The organism is Marinobacterium rhizophilum DSM 18822 (assembly GCF_000378045.1).
GTDB classification, from domain to species: Bacteria; Pseudomonadota; Gammaproteobacteria; order Pseudomonadales; family Balneatricaceae; genus Marinobacterium_A; species Marinobacterium_A rhizophilum.
On the sequence record NZ_KB899113.1, the window covers coordinates 38,359 to 59,326 of the forward strand.

A 20,968-nucleotide genomic window follows, 5' to 3' on the forward strand; every position below is an offset into this window, starting at 1 on the left:
AAAGCCACTCAGTATTGCCTGTCTGGAATCTGCACAACTAAACCCTCAAGGGCGGGCCCCACTTCCAGCTGGCAGCTGAGACGACTGTTCGGTTTGCGCTCGGCGGCCACCAGCTCAAGCATTTCCAGTTCTTCCTCCCCCGGTTCGCCTGCCGCGCCACTAAGCACATACACGTGACAGGTGCCGCAACTGCATCCTCCACCACACTGAGCCACGATACCTTCGATGCCATTATCAATCGCACCTTCCATCACACTACAGCCATCGGGCACGTCCAGCTCCCGACGCTGACCGTCCGGTTCGATGTAGGTAATTTTCGCCATCGCTATCTCCTGCCCGCGAACACTTCAAGTGTAGCCAGTAGTTTGATAGGACAACGCATTAGCTATAAAGCTGCCTTTAATTATACGACTGGGCTTGATCGCCGTGGATCTCAAGGCACTGATCCAGGACAAGGAAAAAGAAGAAAACGACAGCCAACTGCATTATTGCGCCATCCAACATTCCCCAGTCATCGGACTATTCCCCTTCCAGACGCTGACCCTCCGCTTTGATACGCACAGTGACCTTGATCTTTATGCCCACGCCGGTGCCACAGGGAGGTCAATGATACGCAAGGCGAAAGCAAGCCAGAAAAAGTGCTTAGGTGACATTGCGCCCGGCGCACGACTGGCTTAATATCGCCGTCGTTCTTGGGGGAGTAATCTTCCGGTCGACCTCGTCGACCAGAGTCGCTGTCAACATACTTGAGCCTCATGCTCATGGCAGTGACGTCCTGCGGGATTGATGAGACCTGAGACACGACAAGCTGCTCCTGGCGGGCCGGCTTGCTGTGTCTTGGTGTATTCATTAAAGCCCGCCCAGGAATATTGCCCTATGGAAGCCCTGCTATCCTCTGCCTCAGCCGTCGCCATTGCCGAAATCGGCGATAAAACACAACTCCTGTCGCTTTTCCTCGCTGCGCGCTTTACGCAGCGCAACGCCATCATCGCCGGCATTCTGCTCGCGACGCTGCTCAATCATGCCCTCTCCGCCTGGCTCGGCGCCTGGATCGCCGACTGGATACCCGCCACCTGGCTGCCCATCATCATTGGCGTGAGCTTTATTGCCGTGGGCCTCTGGGTGCTGATTCCGGACAAGGAAGATGACGACGATGCCGGTGTCCTGCGTTTTGGCGCCTTCATCGCCACCTGCGTGCTGTTTTTCATCGCTGAAATCGGCGACAAAACCCAGATTGCCACCGTTATTCTTGCGGCACGCTTTGACGACGCGACTCTCTGGGTGATCGTCGGCACGACGCTGGGCATGATGCTGGCCAATGTTCCGGTGGTCTATGCAGGTGCCTGGCTGATGGAGCGCATGCCACTGGTCTGGGCCCGTCGCGGTGCCTGCATGCTGTTTGCAGGTCTGGGTATCGCAGCCATACTTGTACAGTAGGCGCAGCGTCCTTCCGGGCATCCGGCTCAGGTGCGAGACCCCGCGCCTGGGCAATAATTTACGTAAAAATATAAAACAAAACAAAAATAAACGATAGCAAGCCCTAAAAGACTTGTTATTTCACAAAATTTACGTAAATTAACACAACTAAGATTCATCCTGGTCTACGACTGTTGATCGGTAACCATAATAAAGGAGCCAGAGATGCCCAACATCTCAGATTCTGACGCTTGGCAATTTCTGAAACAGCACGCTGACGATATCCGTAACATCCACCTGCGCGACCTCTTCGCTCAGGATCAGAACCGCTACGAGAAGTATTCGCTGCAGGTGCAGAACATTCTGCTGGATTTCTCCAAGAACCCGGTCACCGATGAAACGCTCAAGGGCCTGCTAGACCTGGCCAAGGAAGCCGGTGTTGAAAACTGGCGCGAACGCATGTTCCATGGCGACCGCATCAACTCCACCGAAAACCGTGCCGTTCTGCACACCGCACTGCGTAACCGTACCAACACCCCGGTATACCTCGACGGCAAGAATGTCATGGAAGCGGTCAACCACGAACTGGGGCGCATGAAAGCCTTCGTCGACTCGGTTCGCAAGGGCGACTGGCGTGGCTACTCCGGCAAGCGCATCACCGACGTGGTCAACATCGGTGTCGGCGGCTCTGACCTGGGCCCGCGCATGGTGACCCAGGCGCTGCGCCGCTACGCCGATGACCGCATCAAGGTCCACTTTGTATCCAACGTCGATGGTGTCGAGATCGCCAACGTGCTGCGTCCGCTCAACCCCGAGCGCGTGATGTTCGTGGTGGCGTCCAAGACTTTCACCACCAGCGAAACCATGACCAACGCCCAGACGGCCCGCAACTGGCTGATGTCCTCCGCCTTTGACGAGCGCGCAGTCGGCAGCCACTTCGTGGCCGTTTCCAGCAACCATGAGGCGGTCAAGGCCTTTGGGATCAAGCCGGAAAACACCTTCCAGATGTGGGACTGGGTCGGCGGGCGCTACTCCCTGTGGTCCGTTATCGGCCTGCCTATCGCGCTGTGCCTGGGCTTCAAGCAGTTTGAAGAACTGCTCACCGGCGCCCACGAGATGGACATTCATTTCCGCGATTCGCCACTGGAGAAGAACGCCCCGGTACTGCTGGCACTGATCGGCCTGTGGAACAGCACCTTCCTGGGTCGACAGTCCCAGGCCATTCTGCCCTACGACTGGCCCCTGGCCCGCTTTGCCTCTTACCTGCAGCAGGCCGAGATGGAAAGTAACGGCAAGTCGGTAGACCGCAACGGCAAGCCGGTCCCCTACAGCACCGGCTCCATTATCTGGGGCTCCCTGGGTATCGACGGCCAGCACGCTTTCTACCAGTATCTGCACCAGAGCAACACCGTGGTACCGGCCGACTTTATCGGTTCCATCGAGAGCAGCACCCCGGTACGCGGCCACCATGAAAACCTGATGGCCAACTTCTTCGCCCAGACCGAAGCGCTGATGAACGGCATCAGCCCGGAAGAAGTGCGCCGGGACCTCGAAGGCAAGGGCATGACGCCCGAAGAGATCGATGCCCTGGTCCCGCACAAGGTGCATCCGGGCGATCGGCCGACCAACACCCTGCTGCTGGAGCGGCTGGATCCCCGCACCCTGGGCGCACTCATTGCACTCTACGAGCACAAGATTTTTGTGCAGGGCGTGATCTGGAACATCTGCTCCTTTGACCAGTGGGGCGTAGAGCTCGGCAAGACTCTGGCCAAGCAAATACTGCCCGAACTGACCGGCGGCCCGGTTTCAGACAAGCATGACAGCTCGACGCGCCACCTGATCGATTACTTCAACGCACAGCGTCGCCAGACAGCCAAAGATGCAGGGCTCTGAGGCTTCGCCTCAGCCCGTGTCACGCTCGCAAGGAGATCCGATGCAGCACAAAGTGATTCAGATGCCGGCCGACAAGCGCATCGCGCTGATTGCCCATGACAACATGAAGCAGGAGCTGATTGACTGGTCGCGGCAGAATCTGGCGCAACTGAGCCGGCACAAGCTTTACGCCACCGGTACGACGGGACACTTGCTGGAACGGGAGCTGCAGCTGCCGCTCAACAAGCTGATCAGCGGCCCACTGGGCGGCGATCAGCAAATCGGCGCCATGCTGGTGGATCAGCAGATCGACATGGTGATCTTCTTCTGGGACCCGTTCGAGCCCATGCCCCATGACCCGGATGTCAAGGCATTGCTGCGTATCGCCGCGGTGTGGAACGTCCCCGTGGCCTGCAATCGCAGCACGGCGGACTTTGTCATCGGCTCCGCGCTGATGAACCAGAGCCACGACTACCGGGTGCCAGACTACAACGCTTACATCCAGCAACGTACGAGCTGACCCTGTCGGCAGCCCTCAGGGCTGCCGACGATCTTCTGCTTCCTGCTCGCTTTCCTCCTGCACCGCACGATACAACTCATCCGAGCTGTACTGCGATCCCGGCTGCGGCACAAAGGGGGGTTTGCTTTGCGCTGCTCCCCGGCGTGTACTGTGGTAGAGGCTGAAAAGCGCCAGCAGCAACGCGATCGCACCATTAAACACGAACAGCCCCGACGGCCCCAGCGCTGACATGAAGGTACCGCTGAGCAGAGGCCCGACAATCGCACCGATACCAAATCCCGCCAGCAAGGCACCGGCAGTCTGCATGCGCCGCCCCGGATCGCCCCAGTCATTGGCGTGGGCGCCTGCCAGCGAATACAGTGTAAAGGCCAGACAGCCATAGCTGAAACTGCCCAGCAGCAGCCACTTTACGTCCACTTCCCGCATCACCAGCCAGGCCAGCGCCCCACAGCACAGCGTGGTGCCGATGGAAGCCATGGCAATGACCTTGCGTCGCTCGATGCGATCCGACAGACGCCCCAGCGGTATCTGCAGCACCAGACCACCCAGAATGCCAAAGGCCAGAAAGAGCGCTATCTGATCCGCCGTGAGCCCGGCATCCTGCGCCGACAGCGGCCCCATGGTATAGAAAGATGCATTGATCAGCCCCGCCGCCATAGCGCCAAAAAAGCCCACCGGCGATGTCTTGAGTACCGGTGAAATGCGCAATGGCCCGGGCGGCTCCGGCAACGGTGCGGCGGTACGGGTCAGCAGCACCGGAATCAGCGAGGCCGAAAAAGTAATCGACGCCAGCAGAAAGAGCCGGTATCCCCCCGGATCATCCAGCATCAGCAGCAACTGCGCAGAGCCCGCCCCCAGGTAATTGACGATCATGTAAATCGACAGCACCGCGCCGCGGTTATGGTCTTCCGCCCTGGCGTTAAGCCAACTCTCAGTCACCACAATCAGCCCCGCCATGCTGAAACCGGCGATCAGTCGCAGCACAAACCAGAGTGTCGGCGAGACCACCAGCATATGCACCAGCGGTGTAATGGAAATCAGCGAGGCAAAGACGCCAAAGGCACGGATGTGACCTACCTGGTTGACCACTCCAGCACCGTACCGGGCGCCCAGGAAGAGGCCGATGAAGTAACTGCCCATAACCAGACCGATCAGCTCGGTGGGAAAGCCCTCCAGCCGTGTGCGCAGACTGAGCAAGGTGGTAAACATGCCGTTAGCCAGTAACAGCAATCCATAACTGGCCAGCAGTGCGGTCAGTTGCCGAATAGGACCCATCGATCAGTCATCCCTGGTCATCGTTGGAAGGCGCAGCACCAAAGCGGTGCGTTGCTATCTTCGCCCGTTCGGCACAAAGTCGCCAGAGAGATCCTTCATTAAAAACCGCAAGGCGCCACCTGAACCAGGAGCGACCCTGATCATTGGCCGTTAACTTCCAGAAAAAAACGCGCACAAACGAAAAGCCCGGGCAGCAATGCCCGGGCGTTAAATGGATAAATACCGCGTTAAACCCCGCTCAGAGCATGATGCCCAGCGCCAGGAAGCCAAACGCCGAGATCACGCCACCCAGCAATGCATAGGGCAGCTGGGTGATGGCGTGGCTCATGGGGCTGATACCGCACGCCTTGGCCGACAGTACCGTGGAGTCACCGTAAAAGCAGGCATGGGAACCAAAGGCAGACGCCGAGATCATCGCGCCAACCACCAGTGGTATATCGGCGTTGACCGCCAGTGCCAGCGGCAGGATGATCGGCATGCCCACCACGAAGATGCCCCAGAAAGACGCCGTGGCAAAGGCCAGCGCCGCCATCACCACGAAGGCCACCATGGGCAGCATTTCCGACGTCATGAAGCTCGTGGTCGCATTGATCACGTATTCGGTGGTGCCCAGGGCATCGTTGACTTCGGCCAGCATGAAACCGCAGAACAGCGTGCCCAGTGGCATGATCATGCCAACAAAGCCCTTGAGGATACCGTCGAACATCTGCCCGACACTCAGCAGGCGCTGCACGCCAAAGAATGCCAGGGTCACGAAGATCGACGCCATGGCGCCGGACATGATGTCGATGTCGAAATACCAGGTGAAGAAGATCAGCGAGGCGATGGGCACGAAGAAATTCAGCGTGTGGGATTTTTCTACCCCGGCCTCCAGTTCAACGTTGTGCGCACTGTCGGCGTCGCTTACCACCGCGCCGGTACTTTCAGCGCGCTGCTCCGCCGCCTTCATCCTGCCCAGCAGTGGCAGCTTGCCACTGATCGCCAGCATCACCACTGCCAGGCAGACCCAGGCATAGAGCATGTAGGGAATGGAGCTGATAAAGAGGTCGATGCCGGCGCCCTTTTCGGCCACCTTGTTGTCTTCCAGCAGGCCGGAAAAGAACACAGCCCAGGTGGAGAACGGCAGGATAATACACACCGGTGCCGCCGTGGAATCCACCACGTAGGCGAGGAATTCCCGCGAGGTTTTGACCCTGTCGGTGGCCTTGCGCATTGATGACCCGATGGTCAGCGCATTGAGATAGTCATCGATAAAGATCACCAGGCCCAGGGCCATGGTAGAGAACAGCGTGCCCTTTTTCGTGTGCACCCTGGTGGTCAGCCAGCGGCCGAAGGCTTCGGCGCCGCCGCCCATGGTCACCAGGGCAATCATGCTGCCCATCAGGCCGCAGGCAATAAAGATCCAGGCCACCGTCTCGTTCATGAACACATCGAGAAAGGTGCCCCCCAGCGCCGGGATAAAGTCCGCCACCGAGTTGGTCATGACCAGCCCCACCAGTACGCCAATAAACAGCGATTCAATCGTGCGCTTGGTGTAGAGCGCGGTGGCGATCACCACGCCGGTCGGCAGCAGGCTTAGCATGCCAAAATTGGCATCGACGCCGTAGGTCTGAAAGCAGTACAGCGCAAAGCCGATCACGGCGAGCGCAGCAGCGCCCACGACAAAGGAGTGATTCGATCGCGAAGCGCTCGGGTTCATAGTCGCGTCAGTTGAAGTCGTCATCTGTGTCCCTCGTTATACTTGTTTTTCGCCGCAACGGGAACGCGACGCCAGACCCCGGCATCGGGAGTCTCCCCCGGGATCTGCTGCCGACTTATTGCAACGATGGAAAAATTTACAGCCTGTCAGGCCTGCTTCAGGCCCTTGGTTGCTGCTGCGTGATGCAGTGGATATTGCCGCCGCCCAGCAGAATTTCCCGCGCATCGATGCCAATGACTTCCCGCTCGGGGAACAGCCCCTGCAGGATTTCACGGGCCTGGCCATCCCGGGCCGGATCCAGCAGCGGGAACACCACCACCGAATTGCCGATATAGAAATTGATATAGGACCCGGCCATGCGCTCGCCCTCGGTGCGCGGATGGCTGTCGGCGCACAGGTCGACGCCCACAGCTTCGTCGGCGCTCATGTACAGCGGCCCCGGCTGCGGCAGCTTGTGCACTTCGAGTCTGCGACCCTTGGCATCAGTGGCCTGACTCAGCACTTCCAGCGCGGCACGGGAAATCTCATACTGCGGATCGGCGGGGTCGTCGCACCAGTGCAGTGCCACCACGCCAGGCCTGACGAAGCAGGCAATATTGTCGACATGGCCGTTGGTTTCGTCGTTGAAGGTGCCCCGATCCAGCCAGATCACCTTCGAGACATTAAGGTAGTCGCCCAGCTGCGCCTCAATCTGTTCACGGCTGAGGTGCGGATTGCGGTTCGCGTTCAGCAGGCATTCCTCGGTGGTCAGCAGGGTGCCCTCACCATCCACATGGATGGCGCCGCCTTCCAGCACAAACGGTGCCCGAAAGCGCCGGTCGCCATTGATTTCGCACACCTTGCGGGCAACCCGATCGTCCTTGTCCCAGGGGAAATAAAGGCCGCCATTCAGGCCGCCCCAGGCATTGAACTGCCAGTCGATACCGGCCCGCTCGCCGGCATCATTGATGACGAAACTCGGCCCCATGTCGCGCATCCAGGCGTCGTTGGAACTGATTTCAATCACCCTCACCTCGGGCGCCAGCATGGCCCTGGCGTTTTCGTACTGGCCATCATTTACCCCCACAAACACCGTTTCACTGCGGGCAATGGCCTGGGCCACGGCCGCGAAAGCCCGTTGCGCGGGTTTGGCACCCAGGCGCCAGACATCACCGCGCTGGGGCCAGAGCATCCAGCAGGCATCATGGGGCTCAAACTCGCCCGGCATTCGGAACCCCAGTGCTTTGGGGCTGAGGTTTTCGTTCGTGTCACTCATCGCAGGCAACCTGTTTTCTTTGACTATAGATATAGGAGCCTTTCGGACTTAACACTGATCTACTGTGAAAAAGCCGATTTTGGCCATTTATTGACCTCTTTTTTACTCGTCGCAGGCTCCTCGGTCTGCGACCCCGCTAAAGCGGTTCTTTCCACTTCGTTCCAAGTGTTAAATAGAACCACTATTCGCCGCAAAAGAACTCAAAAGCTGACTCAAAACGGACTTTCCCTCGCTACGATCGGCTAAGCCCGACAGGCTCCGGCAAGCCGGGCGAACACGCGCCCAGCCGGCAAAGGACCAGGCTCTCACGCCTGGTAATGGCCGTCGTCGATCAGTGACTCGAGGGTAGCCAGAATGCTCTGACGCAAAATGCCCACCACAAGATCCACCGTCTCACGATTCCAGATCAGCGGCGGCGACAACACGTTCAGGTGCGCAATGGGGCGTACGATCAGGCCGCGCTTCTGACATTGTTCGGCGATGCGCTTGCCGACATTGGCTTCCATCGGCAACAGGGCCTTGGTGTTCTTGTCGGCGACACTTTCAATGCACATCATGAAATGGCTGCCGCGCACATCGCCCACGATGGGCAGGTCCAGCAGTGTTTTCAGCTGTGCTTCAAGGTAAGGCCCTACGTCCTGCACATTGGCGCAGATGTTCTCGCGCTCCATGATCTCGATGTTTTTCAGCGCCGCGGCACAGGCCACCGGGTGCCCGGAATAGGTAAACCCGGTACTGAACACGGCACCGTCGCGCTGCGGCTTGCTGATCACGGCGTATATCTCATCGCTTAGCAGGGTTGCGCCCAGCGGAATATAGCCGGAGGTGAGACCCTTGGCGCAATTGATAATGTCCGGCTGAATACCGAATACCGCTTCGGAGGCGAAAAAGTGGCCCAAACGCCCAAATGCAGTCACCACCTCATCGGAGATGTAGAGCATTCCGTATTTCTTGCAGACATCATAGATGCGACGGTGATACCCCTCGGGAGCCACCAGCACGCCACCGGCGCCCATGATCGGCTCGGCAATAAAGGCTGCAACCTTCTCTTTCCCCCCCAGCGCCTTGATGCTGCTCTCAAAGTCCTCCACCAGGTAGTCGCAGTATTCGGCTTCGGACATGCCGGCCGGACGACGGTAGCAGTTGGCCTCCTTGACGTGATGCACGAATTGGTCGGTGGTATCAAAGCCCCAGTTGTTGCTTTCGATGCCGGTCAACGTTGCGGACACATAGGTGGTGCCGTGGTAACCGTTATTGCGCGAGATAATGATTTTCTTGTCTGTCTGGCCCAGCTGGTTGAAATAGTAATGCACGATACGAATGGTTGTATCGTTCGCCACCGAGCCACCGCAGCTGTAAAAGACATGGTTCAGATTCGAGGGCGCCAGCTCTGCAAGCTTGGTGGACAACTCGATTGCCGGCACATTGGACAGGTTATTAAAGGGCGAATAATACGCCATGCGCTCCGCCTGCTCGGCCATCACCTGGCCCATTTCGCGGCGACCATGGCCGATATTTACGCACCAAAGCCCGGCAATGCCGTCGAGGTATTTATTACCCTTTCCATCGAAAACATATTCGCCGTGACTTTCGGTGATAATATCGCAGCCTTCTTTGTCGAAAACCGAGAAGTCGGTAAACGGGTGGATAAAGTGTGCCTTATCCTGTTCCCACAATTTATTAATGTCATGTGCCATGCGAATTGCCTCGCGGTATTCTGCGTTGTTATAGGGTTAGCCCGAATGGCGCTGCCGCCATCGATTCGATCCATTTCCATAAAGTACTATCAGCGCTAAAACACCATCTATACCCCCGAGGGGATAGCCGTGGCCATTTTCGGTAAAATGATCGCCACAACGGGCAATAACCTAATGACTTTCAAATGCTTAAGCCTGACCCAAAAATCACATCCTGTGCTACAGTTGGCACTAATAACCCATTAATCACGACTCTGGCTTACGCAGAATGAATAAAGTCGGCCTTGGCATTTCACCCTCACAAAGCTGGCACAGGGACCTGGCACGGCTGATTGACCACATAAGGATGCGCAATTTCCCCGAGGTACTGAACGACTGCCTGCTGCACCTGGTCAGCTTCGACACCCTGCTGATCGCCACCTACAAGCATGCCTTCAAACCGATCGTGGTGCTGAGCAATCACCCGCAGCGAATGGCACCGACACTGAACCTGTACGTTAATCAGCTCTACCTGCTGGACCCACTGTTCAACGCCATGCAAACGGGGCTTGCGGGCGGCGTTTACCGGCTACGGGAAATAGCACCGGACAGCTTTGAGAGCAGCGAGTACTACCGCAGCTGCTATCACGAATTTGACCTGGTGGACGAAATCATTCTGGTAATCCCACTGGAAAATGACGTCAGCTTTACGCTGTCGCTCGGGCGAAAATCCAGCCTGGGCTCCATTACCCGGGCCGAACGAAACACCCTGAACCAGATCTTTCCGGTGATAAGCGCGCTGGTGCACCAATTCTGGCTGGCCCAGTCATCGAATTACATACACAATGAAGAATCCCGCGATGCCATGGACTATGCACTCTCGACCTTCGGCAGTGGTGTTCTCACCAAACGCGAGCAGGAAATCACCGGGCTCATTCTCAAGGGGCACTCATCCAAGGCCATCGCCGACCTGCTGGATATCAGCGCCGGCACCGTGAAGGTGCACCGCAAGAACATCCACGCAAGGCTCAATACCTCGACACAGTCGGAGCTGTTCTCGATGTTCCTCGGCCACCTGACCAGCCTGGCGGGAAACTGAAGCCCGTTACACAACAGCCCATCAATGACCCCCTCCTGGCAGGATGTGGCGCAGCGAAGCGAAGCGAAGCCCATCAGGCTACCACCTCATTGCTGGACTGTGCCCAAGCTGCCGAAGGCCGGATGACTACCTCCCGGCAGGATATGGCGCAGCGCAGCGAAGCCCATCGGGCTACGATCTCATTGTTGGGCGGCGTCCAACCTACCCAAGGCCGGATGACTACCTTCGGGTAGGATGTGGCGCAGCGCAGCGAAGCCCATCGGGCTACGACCTCGTTGTTGGGCGGCGTCCAACCTACCCAAGGCCGGATGACTACCTCCGGGTAGGATGTGGCGCAGCGCAGCGAAGCCCATCGGGCTACGACCTCGTTGTTTGGCGGCGCCCAACCTGCCAAAAGCCGGATGACTACCTCCGGGTAGGATCTAGCGCAACGCAGCGAAGCCCATCAGGCTACCACCTCATTGTTGGGCGGCGCCCAACCTGCCAAAAGCCGGATGACTACCTCCGGGCAGGATGTGGCGCAGCGCAGCGAAGCCCATCGGGCTACGACCTCATTGTTGGGCTGCGCCCAACCTACCCAAAGCCGGATGACTACCTCCGGGTAGGATGTGGCACAGCGCAGTGAAGCCCATCAGGCTACCACCTCATTGTTGGGCAGTGCCCAACCCGCCAAAAGCCGGATGACTACCTCCGGGTAGGATGTGGCGCAGCGCAGCGAAGCCCATCAGGCTACGACCTCATTGTTGGGCTGCGCCCAACCTACCCAAAGCCGGATGACTACCTCCGGGTAGGCTGTGGCGCAGCGCAGCGAAGCCCATCGGGCTACGATCTCGTTGTTGGGCGGCGCCCAACCTGCCAAAAGCCGGATGACTACCTCCTGGTAGGATGTGGCACAGCGAAGCGAAGCCCATCAGGCTACGACCTCATTGTTGGGCGGCGCCCAACCTGCCAAAAGCCGGATGACTACCTCCGGGTAGGATCTAGCGCAACGCAGCGAAGCCCATCGGGCAACGATCTCGTTGCTGGGCGGCGCCCAACCTGCCAAAGGCCGGATGACTACCTCCGGGTAGCATGTGGCGCAGCGAAGCGAAGCCCATCGGGCTACGATCTCGTTGTTGGGCGGCGCCTAACCTGCCAAAGGCCGGATGACTACCTCCGGGTAGGATGTGGCGCAGCGCAGCGAAGCCCATCAGGCTACGGCCTCGTTGTTGGGCGGCGCCCAACCTGCCAAAAGCCGGATGACTACCTTCGGGCAGGATGTGGCGCAGCGAAGCGAAGCCCATCAGACAGCGACCTCGTTGTTGAGCGACCCCGGCCTGCGGTTCGAAATGACTCCCGGAGCAACACCACATAAAAAAGGGGCACTGCCCGACGGCAGCGCCCCTTTTCAATGTAAAGCCGGATCGGTATTACAGCCGGAACCACACGGTTTTCAGCTCGGTATATTTTTCCAGCGCATGCAGCGACTTGTCGCGGCCGTTGCCCGAGCCTTTCACACCGCCAAAGGCCACGGTCTGGTCACCATCGCCCCAGCCATTGACCCACACCATGCCGCTCTGAATTCTGCGGCTCACGCGGTGGGCGCGTTTGAGGTTCGAGGTCCAGACACAGGCGCCCAGGCCGTAGACGCTGTCATTGGCCAGTTGCACCGCTTGCTCTTCGGTCTCAAACTCGCACAGCGCCAGCACCGGGCCAAAGATTTCCTCGCGGACAAATGTCATGCCGTTGTGGGCATCGCTGATCAGAGTCGGCTGGGCATAAAAGCCCTCGCCGGGGCGATGCGCCCGCGTGCCGCCCAGCAACAGGGTGCCACCCTCCTCCAGGCCCGATACGATATAGCGGTTCACGCTCTTCAACTGGGCGGCATCCACCAGCGGTCCCATGGTGGTCGCCGGATCCAGCGGATCGCCGGGCTCGTAGGCCCTGGCCGCCTCGACGAGCGCATCGAGAAACGCCCCCTTGATACCCTTTTGCACATACAGGCGCGATGCCGCGATGCAAACCTCGCCCTGATTGGAGTAAATCGCCGCCGCCGCGTTAGCCGCGGCCTCTGCAATGTCTTCGCAGTCATCAAACACGATATTGGGTGACTTGCCGCCGGCTTCGAGCCAGACGCGCTTGAGATTGGACTGGCCGGCGTATTCCATCAGCATGCCCGCTACCCTCGTGGAGCCGGTGAACACCAGCACATCCACATCCATGTGCAGCGCCAGCGCCTTGCCGGCGGTATGTCCGTAACCCGGCAGGACGTTCAGGACGCCATCGGGCAGACCGGCCTGCTGGGCGAGCTGGGCAAGGCGCAGCACGCTGAGGGGGGATTTCTCCGACGGCTTCAGCACCACCGAATTACCCGCCGCCAACGCCGGCGCCAGCTTCCAGGTCGCCATCATCAACGGATAATTCCATGGCACGATGGCACCAATCACGCCGATGGGTTCGCGGCTCATCAGCGCCAGGGCATCGTTGCCGGTGGGGGCAATTTCACCGTAGATTTTGTCCACGGCTTCCGCGGTCCAGCGCCAGCAGTCAATGCTGGAGGGCAAATCCATACCGGTGGATTCGCGGATAGACTTGCCCATATCCAGGGTGTCGAGCAATGCCAGCTCGTCCTGATGCTGCTCGATCAGGTCGGCGAGCTTGAGCAGTACCTGCTTGCGCTGCGCGGGCGAACGCTCGGACCAGTCCCCCCGCGCGAAGGCGGCACGGGCACTGCTGACGGCGGCATCCACATCGGCACTGTCGCAGGCGGCCACTTGAGTCAGCGTCTGTTCGGTAGCCGGGTTGATGCAGTCGAACGTCTCGCCACTGATCGCCGGAACAAATTGTCCATCGATCCAGGCCTGATTGCAGAAAGCGAGGCCCGCAGCCTGCGCCTTCCAGTCGTCATAGCTCTTTTTCGCCATTGTCGTTCCCGTTCTCAGGTTATTGTGAAGAGTGTTGGTAAAAAGAATGATGACCAGTTTACGCACGACACTGGCGCGGATGTATATCCCGCGAGGGGTATATCCTGCGTTATGAACTCAATGGGTTGTCCGCCAGGCTATTAACCTCGCGTACAAATAGGTTCACTGCCTATTTGTACGTCACGCCACAGAAACGGGCGCAGGTGCGTGGACATGCTGATTTCTGTGGCGTTCGCATTGGCCTGCGGCCAATGGTGAAACAGGGATGTTTCACCTATTAACCCTCCGGGTTAGTAATAACAGCGCATCAGGCAGAGCCACACAAATATCGCCGGCACTATCCCCGAAGGGGTATGGTACCGAACCCCCACCGTGGAATACTTTACCCCACACCCGGCAGCGTTCCGCGGTTCAATAGGCAATCCGAATACCCGTTACTATTCTGATTGTTCGCTGGAGCCCCTGGGCAAACCAGAAACGCGGTGTCGACTGGTTAAAACGCAACAAGGGTGCCGCACTGCCTTTATATTGCGCGAAGACCACGGCCTTTCGGGTGCACTCATTACCCTGTTTGTAGCATTTCCATTAAGCTTCAGGCCGCCATCTGGCGGCCTTTTTTTGCGTCATGGTTACTGCATGACTATCCCCCAGTGGGTATATCGACGCCGCAGCCTTGTTATATACATTGCCTATCCATAACGCGCTTGTTTTACAGCGCATTCAGCCACGAATGTATCAGCTAATAACAACCGGGAGGCCGTCGATGTCCGAACACCCTATAAATACCCAGCGACTCTGGAACAGCCTGATGGAAATGGGCGAGATCGGTGCCACCGACGCCGGCGGCTGCTGCCGCCTTGCCCTGACCGAACTGGATCGCCAGGGTCGCGACCTTTTTGTGCGCTGGTGCCTTGATGCCGGCTGTGATATCCGGATTGACCGCATTGGCAACATCTACGCCCGCCGCCCGGGCACCGACCCCGACGCCCTGCCGATCAGCACCGGCAGCCACCTGGACACCCAGCCTACCGGCGGCAAGTTTGATGGTATCTACGGCTGCCTGGCGGGGCTGGAAGTCATCCGTGCCCTGAACGATGAGGCTATTCAGACCCGCCGCCCCGTGGAAGTGGTGATCTGGACCAACGAGGAAGGCTCCCGTTTTGCCCCGGCCATGGTGGCCTCCGGTGTTTATAGCGGCAAATTCAGCCTGGACTACGCACTGAATCAGACCGATGCCCAGGGCATTCGCCTGGGCGATGCGCTGCAGGCCATTGGCTACGACGGTGATCTTGAGGTCGGTGCGTGCACGTTCGGCAAGTTTTTCGAGCTGCATATCGAGCAGGGCCCGGTGCTGGAGCGCGAAAAAGAGGATATCGGTGTGGTCACCGGCGTGCTCGGCATGCGCTGGTACGATGTGACGGTCAAGGGGGTTTGTGCCCACGCCGGCCCCACTCCCATGAGCTACCGCCGTGACGCCCTGGGCGCGACGGCCCGCATGATTAGCGCCCTCATCGAGATGGCCGCCGACCGGGCGGAGGAAGATGGCCGCTGCACCATCGGTGAACTCGACATTCCCAAGGGCTCGCGCAACGTCATTCCGGGAGATCTGAACTTTACCCTGGACCTGCGCAACGCCAGCCTCGATGGCCTGGAGGCCATGGAACAGCACGCCCGCAGCCTGATCGATCGCATCGCCACCGATGCCGGCGTTGAAGTCACGCTTGAATGCATCTGGGATTCCCCACCCACCGTATTTGACGCCGCCTGTGTTGATGCGGTGGAGCAGGCCGTGGCGAGCAGCGGCTGCAGCTACCGCCGCATGACCAGCGGCGCTGGCCATGATGCCGTGAATATCAGCGCGGTAGCCCCGACTTCGATGATCTTCGTACCCTCCGTCGGTGGTATCAGCCACAACGAAAGCGAATACTCGACGCCGGAGCAGATTGGCCGTGGCGCCCGAATTTTGTACGAGGTGATGAAAAACGAAGCGCAGAACGCCTGATTCGCGGCAGTGAACTGAAATGCATGCCCTGGGTGAATCCCGTCAAAGGGCTCGCGACTATCGCCCTGCGGCTGCGCAGGATGGCAGGAGCCGCTCTGCTACTTCACTGTCGGTTAGCTGCGGATATTGGGCGGCGCAGCCCATCGTAGGCGCCGAAGACGCCTACCGTTCGACCTGGTGCATCGCGTCCCCCAACCCTGCCGCTGATCGCCAGGACGACGCCCGTAACGTGCGTCACCTTTCTAGGCGGCCTTTCAAATCCATTTTTTGGAAGCTGTTTCCATTTTGACCCGGTTGCCAATTGCGCCGCAGCGTCACTGCGGTTAGGCTATCGACCGCTGCCCCTGCCGCTCAAGGAAGCCCGGTCATGACGCCCATCGATTACCTCCTGCTGATTCTGGCCGGCTACCTCGCCGGTGTGCTCAACACCATCGCCGGTGGCGGCAGCTTTCTGACGTTCCCGGCACTTGTCTACGCCGGCATTCCCCCGATTGCTGCCAACGCCACCAGCGCCGTGGCGGTACTGCCCGGCTATCTGGGTGGAACCCTGGGCTTCAAGCGGGAGCTGAAAACACTTGATCGCGCCATGCTGGTGCGCCTCAGCCTGCTGGGGCTGGCCGGCGGCATCACTGGCGCCCTGCTGCTGCTGATTACACCCGCGGCGGTGTTCGATATCGCCGTACCGTTTTTGCTGCTGGGCGCAACCTTGCTGTTTGCCTTTGGCAACCGCCTGATGTCACTCATGCGACGCTCGGGCCAGCCGCTCCCCATGGCTCCCGGATTGCTGGCGGTTGCGGTTTACGGCGGCTATTTCAATGGTGGCCTGGGTATCATGCTGCTGGCGCAGTTCGCCGCCGCCGGCATGCAGGAACTCAACCTGATGAACGGCCTGAAGAACCTGCTGTCGTTCGTGCTGTCGTCCATTTCCGTGGCAGCCTTCGCCATTGCCGGTATTGTCGAGTGGCCCGAGGCGCTAATCATGATGATCGCCGCAACACTGGGCGGCTATAGCGGCGCCGGCATCGCCCGCGCGCTGCCGGTCGCTGTCGTGCGTGCGATCGTGATTGCGGTGGGCTTGGTGATGACGCTGGTGTTCCTGCTGAAATAGCAGCACCGTTGAGATAGCGGCCTGATTACACAGCAAACGCCGTACTGGCGGCACCGGTACCGCCGCTATGCAGCGGTTACAGCATGATGTTGTCACCCGCATCGACATACACCGTGCTGCCGGTAAGGTTGGCGCCCAGGCTACTGACCAGAAACGCAGCCATGGTGCCCACATCCCGTGGCGTGCCAAGCCGGTGCAAGGGTGCGCGGGCCACTGCGCTGTCCATCAGGCGATCGAATTCGGCAATGCCGAAGGCTGCGCGCGTGGGCATGGGCCCCGGCGAGAGCGCATGCACACGGATATTTTTCCCGCCGAGCTCCGCGGCCAGATAACGCACGGAGCTTTCCAGCGCGGCCTTGATCGGCCCCATCATGTTGTAGTTATCGACCACTTTTTCCGCACCGTAGTAGCTCATGGTCAGCAGCGTGCCCCCCGCCGGCATCAGCGCTTCTGCAAGGCGTGCTGCGCGAATGAAGGAGTGACAGGAAATGTCCATGGCCCGCGCAAAGCCCTGTGCAGACGAGTCCAGCAGCCTGCCATGCAATTCATCCAGCGGCGACCAGGCGATGGAGTGCACCACAAAGTCGATGCTGCCCCAGCGCTCCTGGGCCGACTTGAACAGCCGTTCCAGCTCATCTGGATGGGATACATCACATACCTGAAAAATGCTGGCCTCCAGTCGCTGCGCCAACGGCGCCACATGGGGACGCGCCTTTTCATTCTGATAGCTGATGCACAACTCGGCACCGGCTTCACGCAGCGCTGTGGCACAACCGAACGCAATGCTGTGATCGTTCGCCACGCCCAGCACAATGCCCTTTTTGCCGTTAAGGTCGATTGCCAATCCCTTTCCCTGTTCCATCCCCTGTTCCATCCCCTGCTCCATTTCTGCTTCATACGGGCCGTGACGGCCGTCGCGATTCTGCGCCCCGGCCTGAGCCCGGGCAACACTTTGCGTGCAAGGATCGCACCGTCACTGATGCAGATCAATCGGGCCACCGTTACCCCTTGCACAGCGGTACCCCTGCTTCAATGCAAAAGAATCTCACAGGGACTTTACCGGAGCTTTACCGGGCACCTTGCCGCTGTTTATTTCGTGTCGGCATCCAGCACGAACAGGGTTCCGATTCTGCGCTCACGCTGCACAATGGGCTGTTGCAGTTGCGCGCCCAGCCAGGCAGGCATGTCGGCGGCACTCAGACTGTCATCATCCAGGTCCAGCGCTTCCAGGCGGGTCTGCGGACTCAGTTCCAGCCCCGCACCGAGCGGTTGTACCAGCCGGTGCGCCACCGCATTGGCACGCACCAGGCGTCCGCGCCGATCAAACGCCAGCAGCCCCTGACCTTTCCAGCGTCGAAACAGCGGCCGGGTTGCCGTCAGTACCTGCTCGCGCGTTTTGAAATAGGCAATCGCGAGGTTCGCCTCGATGAGCTCGGCGGCACTCATGGCGAAATCCAGTGCATGGCTTTGATAGGTTTCCGTAAGGCCCGACAGGTCTACAGCGCCGATCACACGTCCATCGTGGGGGTCGTGGATGACATCGGCGGAGCAGGTAAAACGCTTGATCCCGCTACAAAAATGCTCCGCCCCGTACAGCTGGATCGCCTCGCCGGCCGCCAGCGCCGTACCGATGGCATTGGTACCCACCGCCGTCTCGCTCCAGAGCCCGCCGGGCGTCAGGTTCACCTCCTGCGCCACCATGCGGGTGTGCCGCTCCCCGGCCACATCGAGGATAAAACCGTTCTCATCCGCCAGCAGAATCACGCTGCTGGTACTGGACAGCAACTGCGATGCACGCTGTAACACCGGAAAGGCGGCATCCCGAAGATCCGCCTGGCGGTAACGACGATATTCCACCTGATCAACGTCGGCTGCCAGCGGCGCATTGTCGAGGTGCGGATCAAGCCTGGATGCAAAACAGCGGCGCCAGGACTCCTCCACCACCGGCCGAATCACCTCGTCGGAATAGTCCTGCCCCAGCATGAAGCGCTCCCAGACATCCAGCAGGCGGTTATGATGCTGTGGATTGCTGAGCAAGCGTGACGGATCGCGCATGTATTTAGTGGCAAGCGCCGCCTGGGTGCGGGTAAAAAACTGGCCGTGACGCATAAAGCCGGCGACAACACCGGCCTTGACCGCAGTGACCCGGCCACTGTCGTGCCTGGCCAGTACCAGTTCAGGAGGCAATCCATCGAGCAGATGCATATTTGCCGGCAATCCACTGGCAAAACAGGACGGGTACACCTGGCCGGTTTCCATGTCATAGAATGCGGGCCTGAAACCCTGGTTACGGTTTTCCTCGCTGACTCCGCCGCTGCCACGAAAAATCTCGTTCTGCAGGCGAAGCGCACCCGGCGTGAGTTCAACGCCGGCAGATCTGGGTTCTGCTACGAAAGCAGACTTGCTGGTCATACTCCCTCCTGGCCCTGGGGCCCGGCAGTGGGTTACTGCGACCTCTTACGTCCTGATTGTGGCGAGTCACTTGATAAGAGTACCCGGCACCCACGGTGGCCCGGGATGAAACACGTATTGAGTATAGACCGCTTCGCTTGTAGACCGGCGTGTGCGGCCTTGAACATTGGTAGCATGTGAGCGGCTGCGTCAGGAGCACGGCGACGGGGCACGGAGCCGGTAATCACCCCGACGCGGACAGTGCATCCTGTGGACCGACAACGGGCAACAACGCTAACACCATCCAGGCGGCCCTCGCTTGAATACTGGAAATTACATCGCCTTTGTACAAGACTCAAACGAGAGGTAGATCAGATAAAGCCATTAAAAACGGCTGATTGAGCAAAGGTATACTTTACAATAAATATTATGAGGCTCAAGACCTTATTAACAGACTGTTAGTCACCCCAACAACAGCCTCAGGAGGATACTAGAGTGATGTATTTTAACAACCTCAATCAGATCGTTGAATCGCTCGACACCGATGAGTCGACCAAAAACGATCCCATCAAAAGAACTTTCGTTTTTGATGGCAAGCATTTAACTGCAAATGTCGGAATAGTTCGTGACAGTGGAAATGCGCTTCATACTCAGAAGCACCACGACGAGATACTCGTTATCATTGAGGGCAACGTTGACTTTAAAGTGGGTCACGAAGTAAAGAAGGTGAGCAAAGGAGATCTGGTATTTATTCCACAAAACACACTCCACGGCCCAATACTCGAGGAAGGGGAACGTTTCGCAGCGCTTTCCGTGTTTGCTCCTTATTTTGACCGGTCCAAGAACAATATAGTGTGGGACCGGGATTAGGCGTAGTTAAACAGGTGCCTAACCAGGCGCTGAAATGCGAACAATTTTAGGAGCGGCGTGGTTTTGCTTGAGTAAAAAGTAAAATTCAAAAAAGGCGTCAGAGATATGCTTGATTACGGCGAAGCATGCCCTATTTCCATGGCAACGTCTGTTCTCTGTGAAAAATGGACTTTGCAGATCATAAGAGAGTTGTTTTTTGGTTCTACACGATATTCTGAGATACAGAAATATATTCCCAATCTCTCGCCATCCTTGTTGCGAAACCGCCTGCGTTTCCTTGAGGAAAAGGGCATCGTCTTTCGCAAACCCAGCGCCACTGCTGGCCGCTACGAGTACCACCTCACGCCTTCAGGAAAAGCACTTGCCCCCATTCTTAATGAACTCGGGCGGTGGGGGATGTGTCATGCCAGCGAGGGCATGACCGATAAGCCGAATGCCGCTCCCAGCCTGGTCAGAGATATTACCGGCGGCATCAACACAGACCAACTTCCCTCCGGCGATACTGTCATCCAACTCCATCTGACCGACGCGGAACCTCACGCCAAGTATCACATTTATGTCCGTGATAATGTCGCCCAAGAGTGCTCTCAGGATCTGGGTTTCGATGTCGATGTGTATATCACGGCCACGACCAAAGCGTTGACCCGGGTCTGGTATGGTGAAATTGATATACATAAAGCGATTGATAATGGATCGGTGAAAGTCGTTGCGCACCCTGTCTATCTAAAATCGTTGAAGGGCTGGCTTGGTATAAGCTCGTTTACCACTGAGAATCCTCAGCCGTTTCAGCCATGAAATAACAAAGCTAAAGCCAGCGTTTAATGCTAAGACACCGGTATTAAACTCCGCAATTCCTGGGACAGTATACTTATTAACCCGGCT

At 58.6% G+C, this 20,968-nt stretch carries 17 protein-coding genes; 9 read left to right on the forward strand and 8 right to left on the reverse strand.

Features of this window, described 5'->3' with window-relative positions; translation table 11 throughout:
- Window positions 1-8: 8 nt before the first annotated feature.
- Window positions 9-323, reverse strand: coding sequence for a 2Fe-2S iron-sulfur cluster-binding protein (locus F451_RS0121075; protein ID WP_020683402.1), 315 nt, complete (start codon window positions 321-323; stop codon window positions 9-11).
- A 103-nt stretch (window positions 324-426) separates the two neighbouring features.
- Here F451_RS0121075 and F451_RS0121080 point away from each other — a divergent pair, with 103 nt between their 5' ends.
- The 4 genes from F451_RS0121080 to F451_RS0121095 all read left to right on the forward strand — a co-directional run bounded on the left by F451_RS0121080 (window position 427) and on the right by F451_RS0121095 (window position 3,808).
- Complete coding sequence (locus F451_RS0121080; RefSeq protein ID WP_156826581.1) at window positions 427-678, forward strand: hypothetical protein; 252 nt, start codon at window positions 427-429, stop codon at window positions 676-678.
- A gap of 198 nt (window positions 679-876) precedes the next feature.
- Entirely contained in the window at window positions 877-1,437 is a 561-nt protein-coding gene (locus F451_RS0121085; protein WP_020683404.1) for a TMEM165/GDT1 family protein, read from the forward strand.
- Between the two features lie 204 nt (window positions 1,438-1,641).
- The gene (gene pgi / locus F451_RS0121090; protein WP_020683405.1) at window positions 1,642-3,309 is read left to right on the forward strand and encodes a glucose-6-phosphate isomerase; all 1,668 of its coding nucleotides are present in this window, start codon (window positions 1,642-1,644) and stop codon (window positions 3,307-3,309) included.
- Between the two features lie 40 nt (window positions 3,310-3,349).
- Entirely contained in the window at window positions 3,350-3,808 is a 459-nt protein-coding gene (locus tag F451_RS0121095) for a methylglyoxal synthase (protein ID WP_020683406.1), read from the forward strand.
- Window positions 3,809-3,823: 15 nt separating this feature from the next.
- Here the strand turns inward: F451_RS0121095 and F451_RS0121100 are convergent, their stop codons facing one another.
- From F451_RS0121100 to F451_RS0121115, 4 genes are all read right to left on the reverse strand, one after another.
- Complete coding sequence (locus F451_RS0121100; protein ID WP_020683407.1) at window positions 3,824-5,083, reverse strand: MFS transporter; 1,260 nt, start codon at window positions 5,081-5,083, stop codon at window positions 3,824-3,826.
- 238 nt (window positions 5,084-5,321) lie between these two features.
- A complete protein-coding gene (locus F451_RS0121105) occupies window positions 5,322-6,806 on the reverse strand; it encodes a Na+/H+ antiporter NhaC family protein (protein WP_240476528.1) in 1,485 nt (494 codons plus the stop codon).
- A gap of 133 nt (window positions 6,807-6,939) precedes the next feature.
- Window positions 6,940-8,037: an agmatine deiminase gene (aguA, locus tag F451_RS0121110; RefSeq protein WP_020683409.1), complete on the reverse strand. Its 1,098-nt coding sequence runs from the start codon at window positions 8,035-8,037 to the stop codon at window positions 6,940-6,942.
- A 305-nt stretch (window positions 8,038-8,342) separates the two neighbouring features.
- On the reverse strand, window positions 8,343-9,734 hold the full coding sequence (locus F451_RS0121115; protein ID WP_020683410.1) for an aminotransferase: 1,392 nt from the start codon (window positions 9,732-9,734) through the stop codon (window positions 8,343-8,345).
- 268 nt (window positions 9,735-10,002) lie between these two features.
- On the opposite strand from F451_RS0121115, the gene F451_RS0121120 reads away from it, so the two are divergent.
- Window positions 10,003-10,812 carry a response regulator transcription factor gene (locus F451_RS0121120; protein ID WP_020683411.1) on the forward strand — a complete coding sequence of 270 codons (810 nt, stop codon included), beginning with the start codon at window positions 10,003-10,005 and terminating at the stop codon, window positions 10,810-10,812.
- 1,409 nt (window positions 10,813-12,221) lie between these two features.
- Here the strand turns inward: F451_RS0121120 and F451_RS0121125 are convergent.
- Window positions 12,222-13,715 carry an aldehyde dehydrogenase gene (locus tag F451_RS0121125; RefSeq protein ID WP_020683412.1) on the reverse strand — a complete coding sequence of 498 codons (1,494 nt, stop codon included), beginning with the start codon at window positions 13,713-13,715 and terminating at the stop codon, window positions 12,222-12,224.
- Between the two features lie 763 nt (window positions 13,716-14,478).
- Here F451_RS0121125 and F451_RS0121130 point away from each other — a divergent pair.
- Entirely contained in the window at window positions 14,479-15,717 is a 1,239-nt protein-coding gene (locus tag F451_RS0121130; RefSeq protein WP_026291946.1) for a Zn-dependent hydrolase, read from the forward strand.
- Window positions 15,718-16,084: 367 nt separating this feature from the next.
- Complete coding sequence (locus tag F451_RS0121135) at window positions 16,085-16,825, forward strand: sulfite exporter TauE/SafE family protein (protein ID WP_020683414.1); 741 nt, start codon at window positions 16,085-16,087, stop codon at window positions 16,823-16,825.
- 76 nt (window positions 16,826-16,901) lie between these two features.
- Here F451_RS0121135 and fabI read toward each other — a convergent pair whose 3' ends face one another.
- Complete coding sequence (gene fabI, locus F451_RS0121140) at window positions 16,902-17,699, reverse strand: enoyl-ACP reductase FabI (RefSeq protein WP_020683415.1); 798 nt, start codon at window positions 17,697-17,699, stop codon at window positions 16,902-16,904.
- 215 nt (window positions 17,700-17,914) lie between these two features.
- Window positions 17,915-19,237: a sigma-54-dependent Fis family transcriptional regulator gene (locus F451_RS0121145; RefSeq protein WP_020683416.1), complete on the reverse strand. Its 1,323-nt coding sequence runs from the start codon at window positions 19,235-19,237 to the stop codon at window positions 17,915-17,917.
- 477 nt (window positions 19,238-19,714) lie between these two features.
- Between F451_RS0121145 and F451_RS0121150 the strand changes: the two genes are divergently transcribed.
- Together F451_RS0121150 and F451_RS0121155 are read left to right on the forward strand one after the other, a co-directional pair.
- The gene (locus tag F451_RS0121150) at window positions 19,715-20,086 is read left to right on the forward strand and encodes a cupin domain-containing protein (RefSeq protein ID WP_020683417.1); all 372 of its coding nucleotides are present in this window, start codon (window positions 19,715-19,717) and stop codon (window positions 20,084-20,086) included.
- 105 nt (window positions 20,087-20,191) lie between these two features.
- Window positions 20,192-20,881 carry a winged helix-turn-helix transcriptional regulator gene (locus F451_RS0121155; protein WP_020683418.1) on the forward strand — a complete coding sequence of 230 codons (690 nt, stop codon included), beginning with the start codon at window positions 20,192-20,194 and terminating at the stop codon, window positions 20,879-20,881.
- Window positions 20,882-20,968 lie beyond the last annotated feature (87 nt).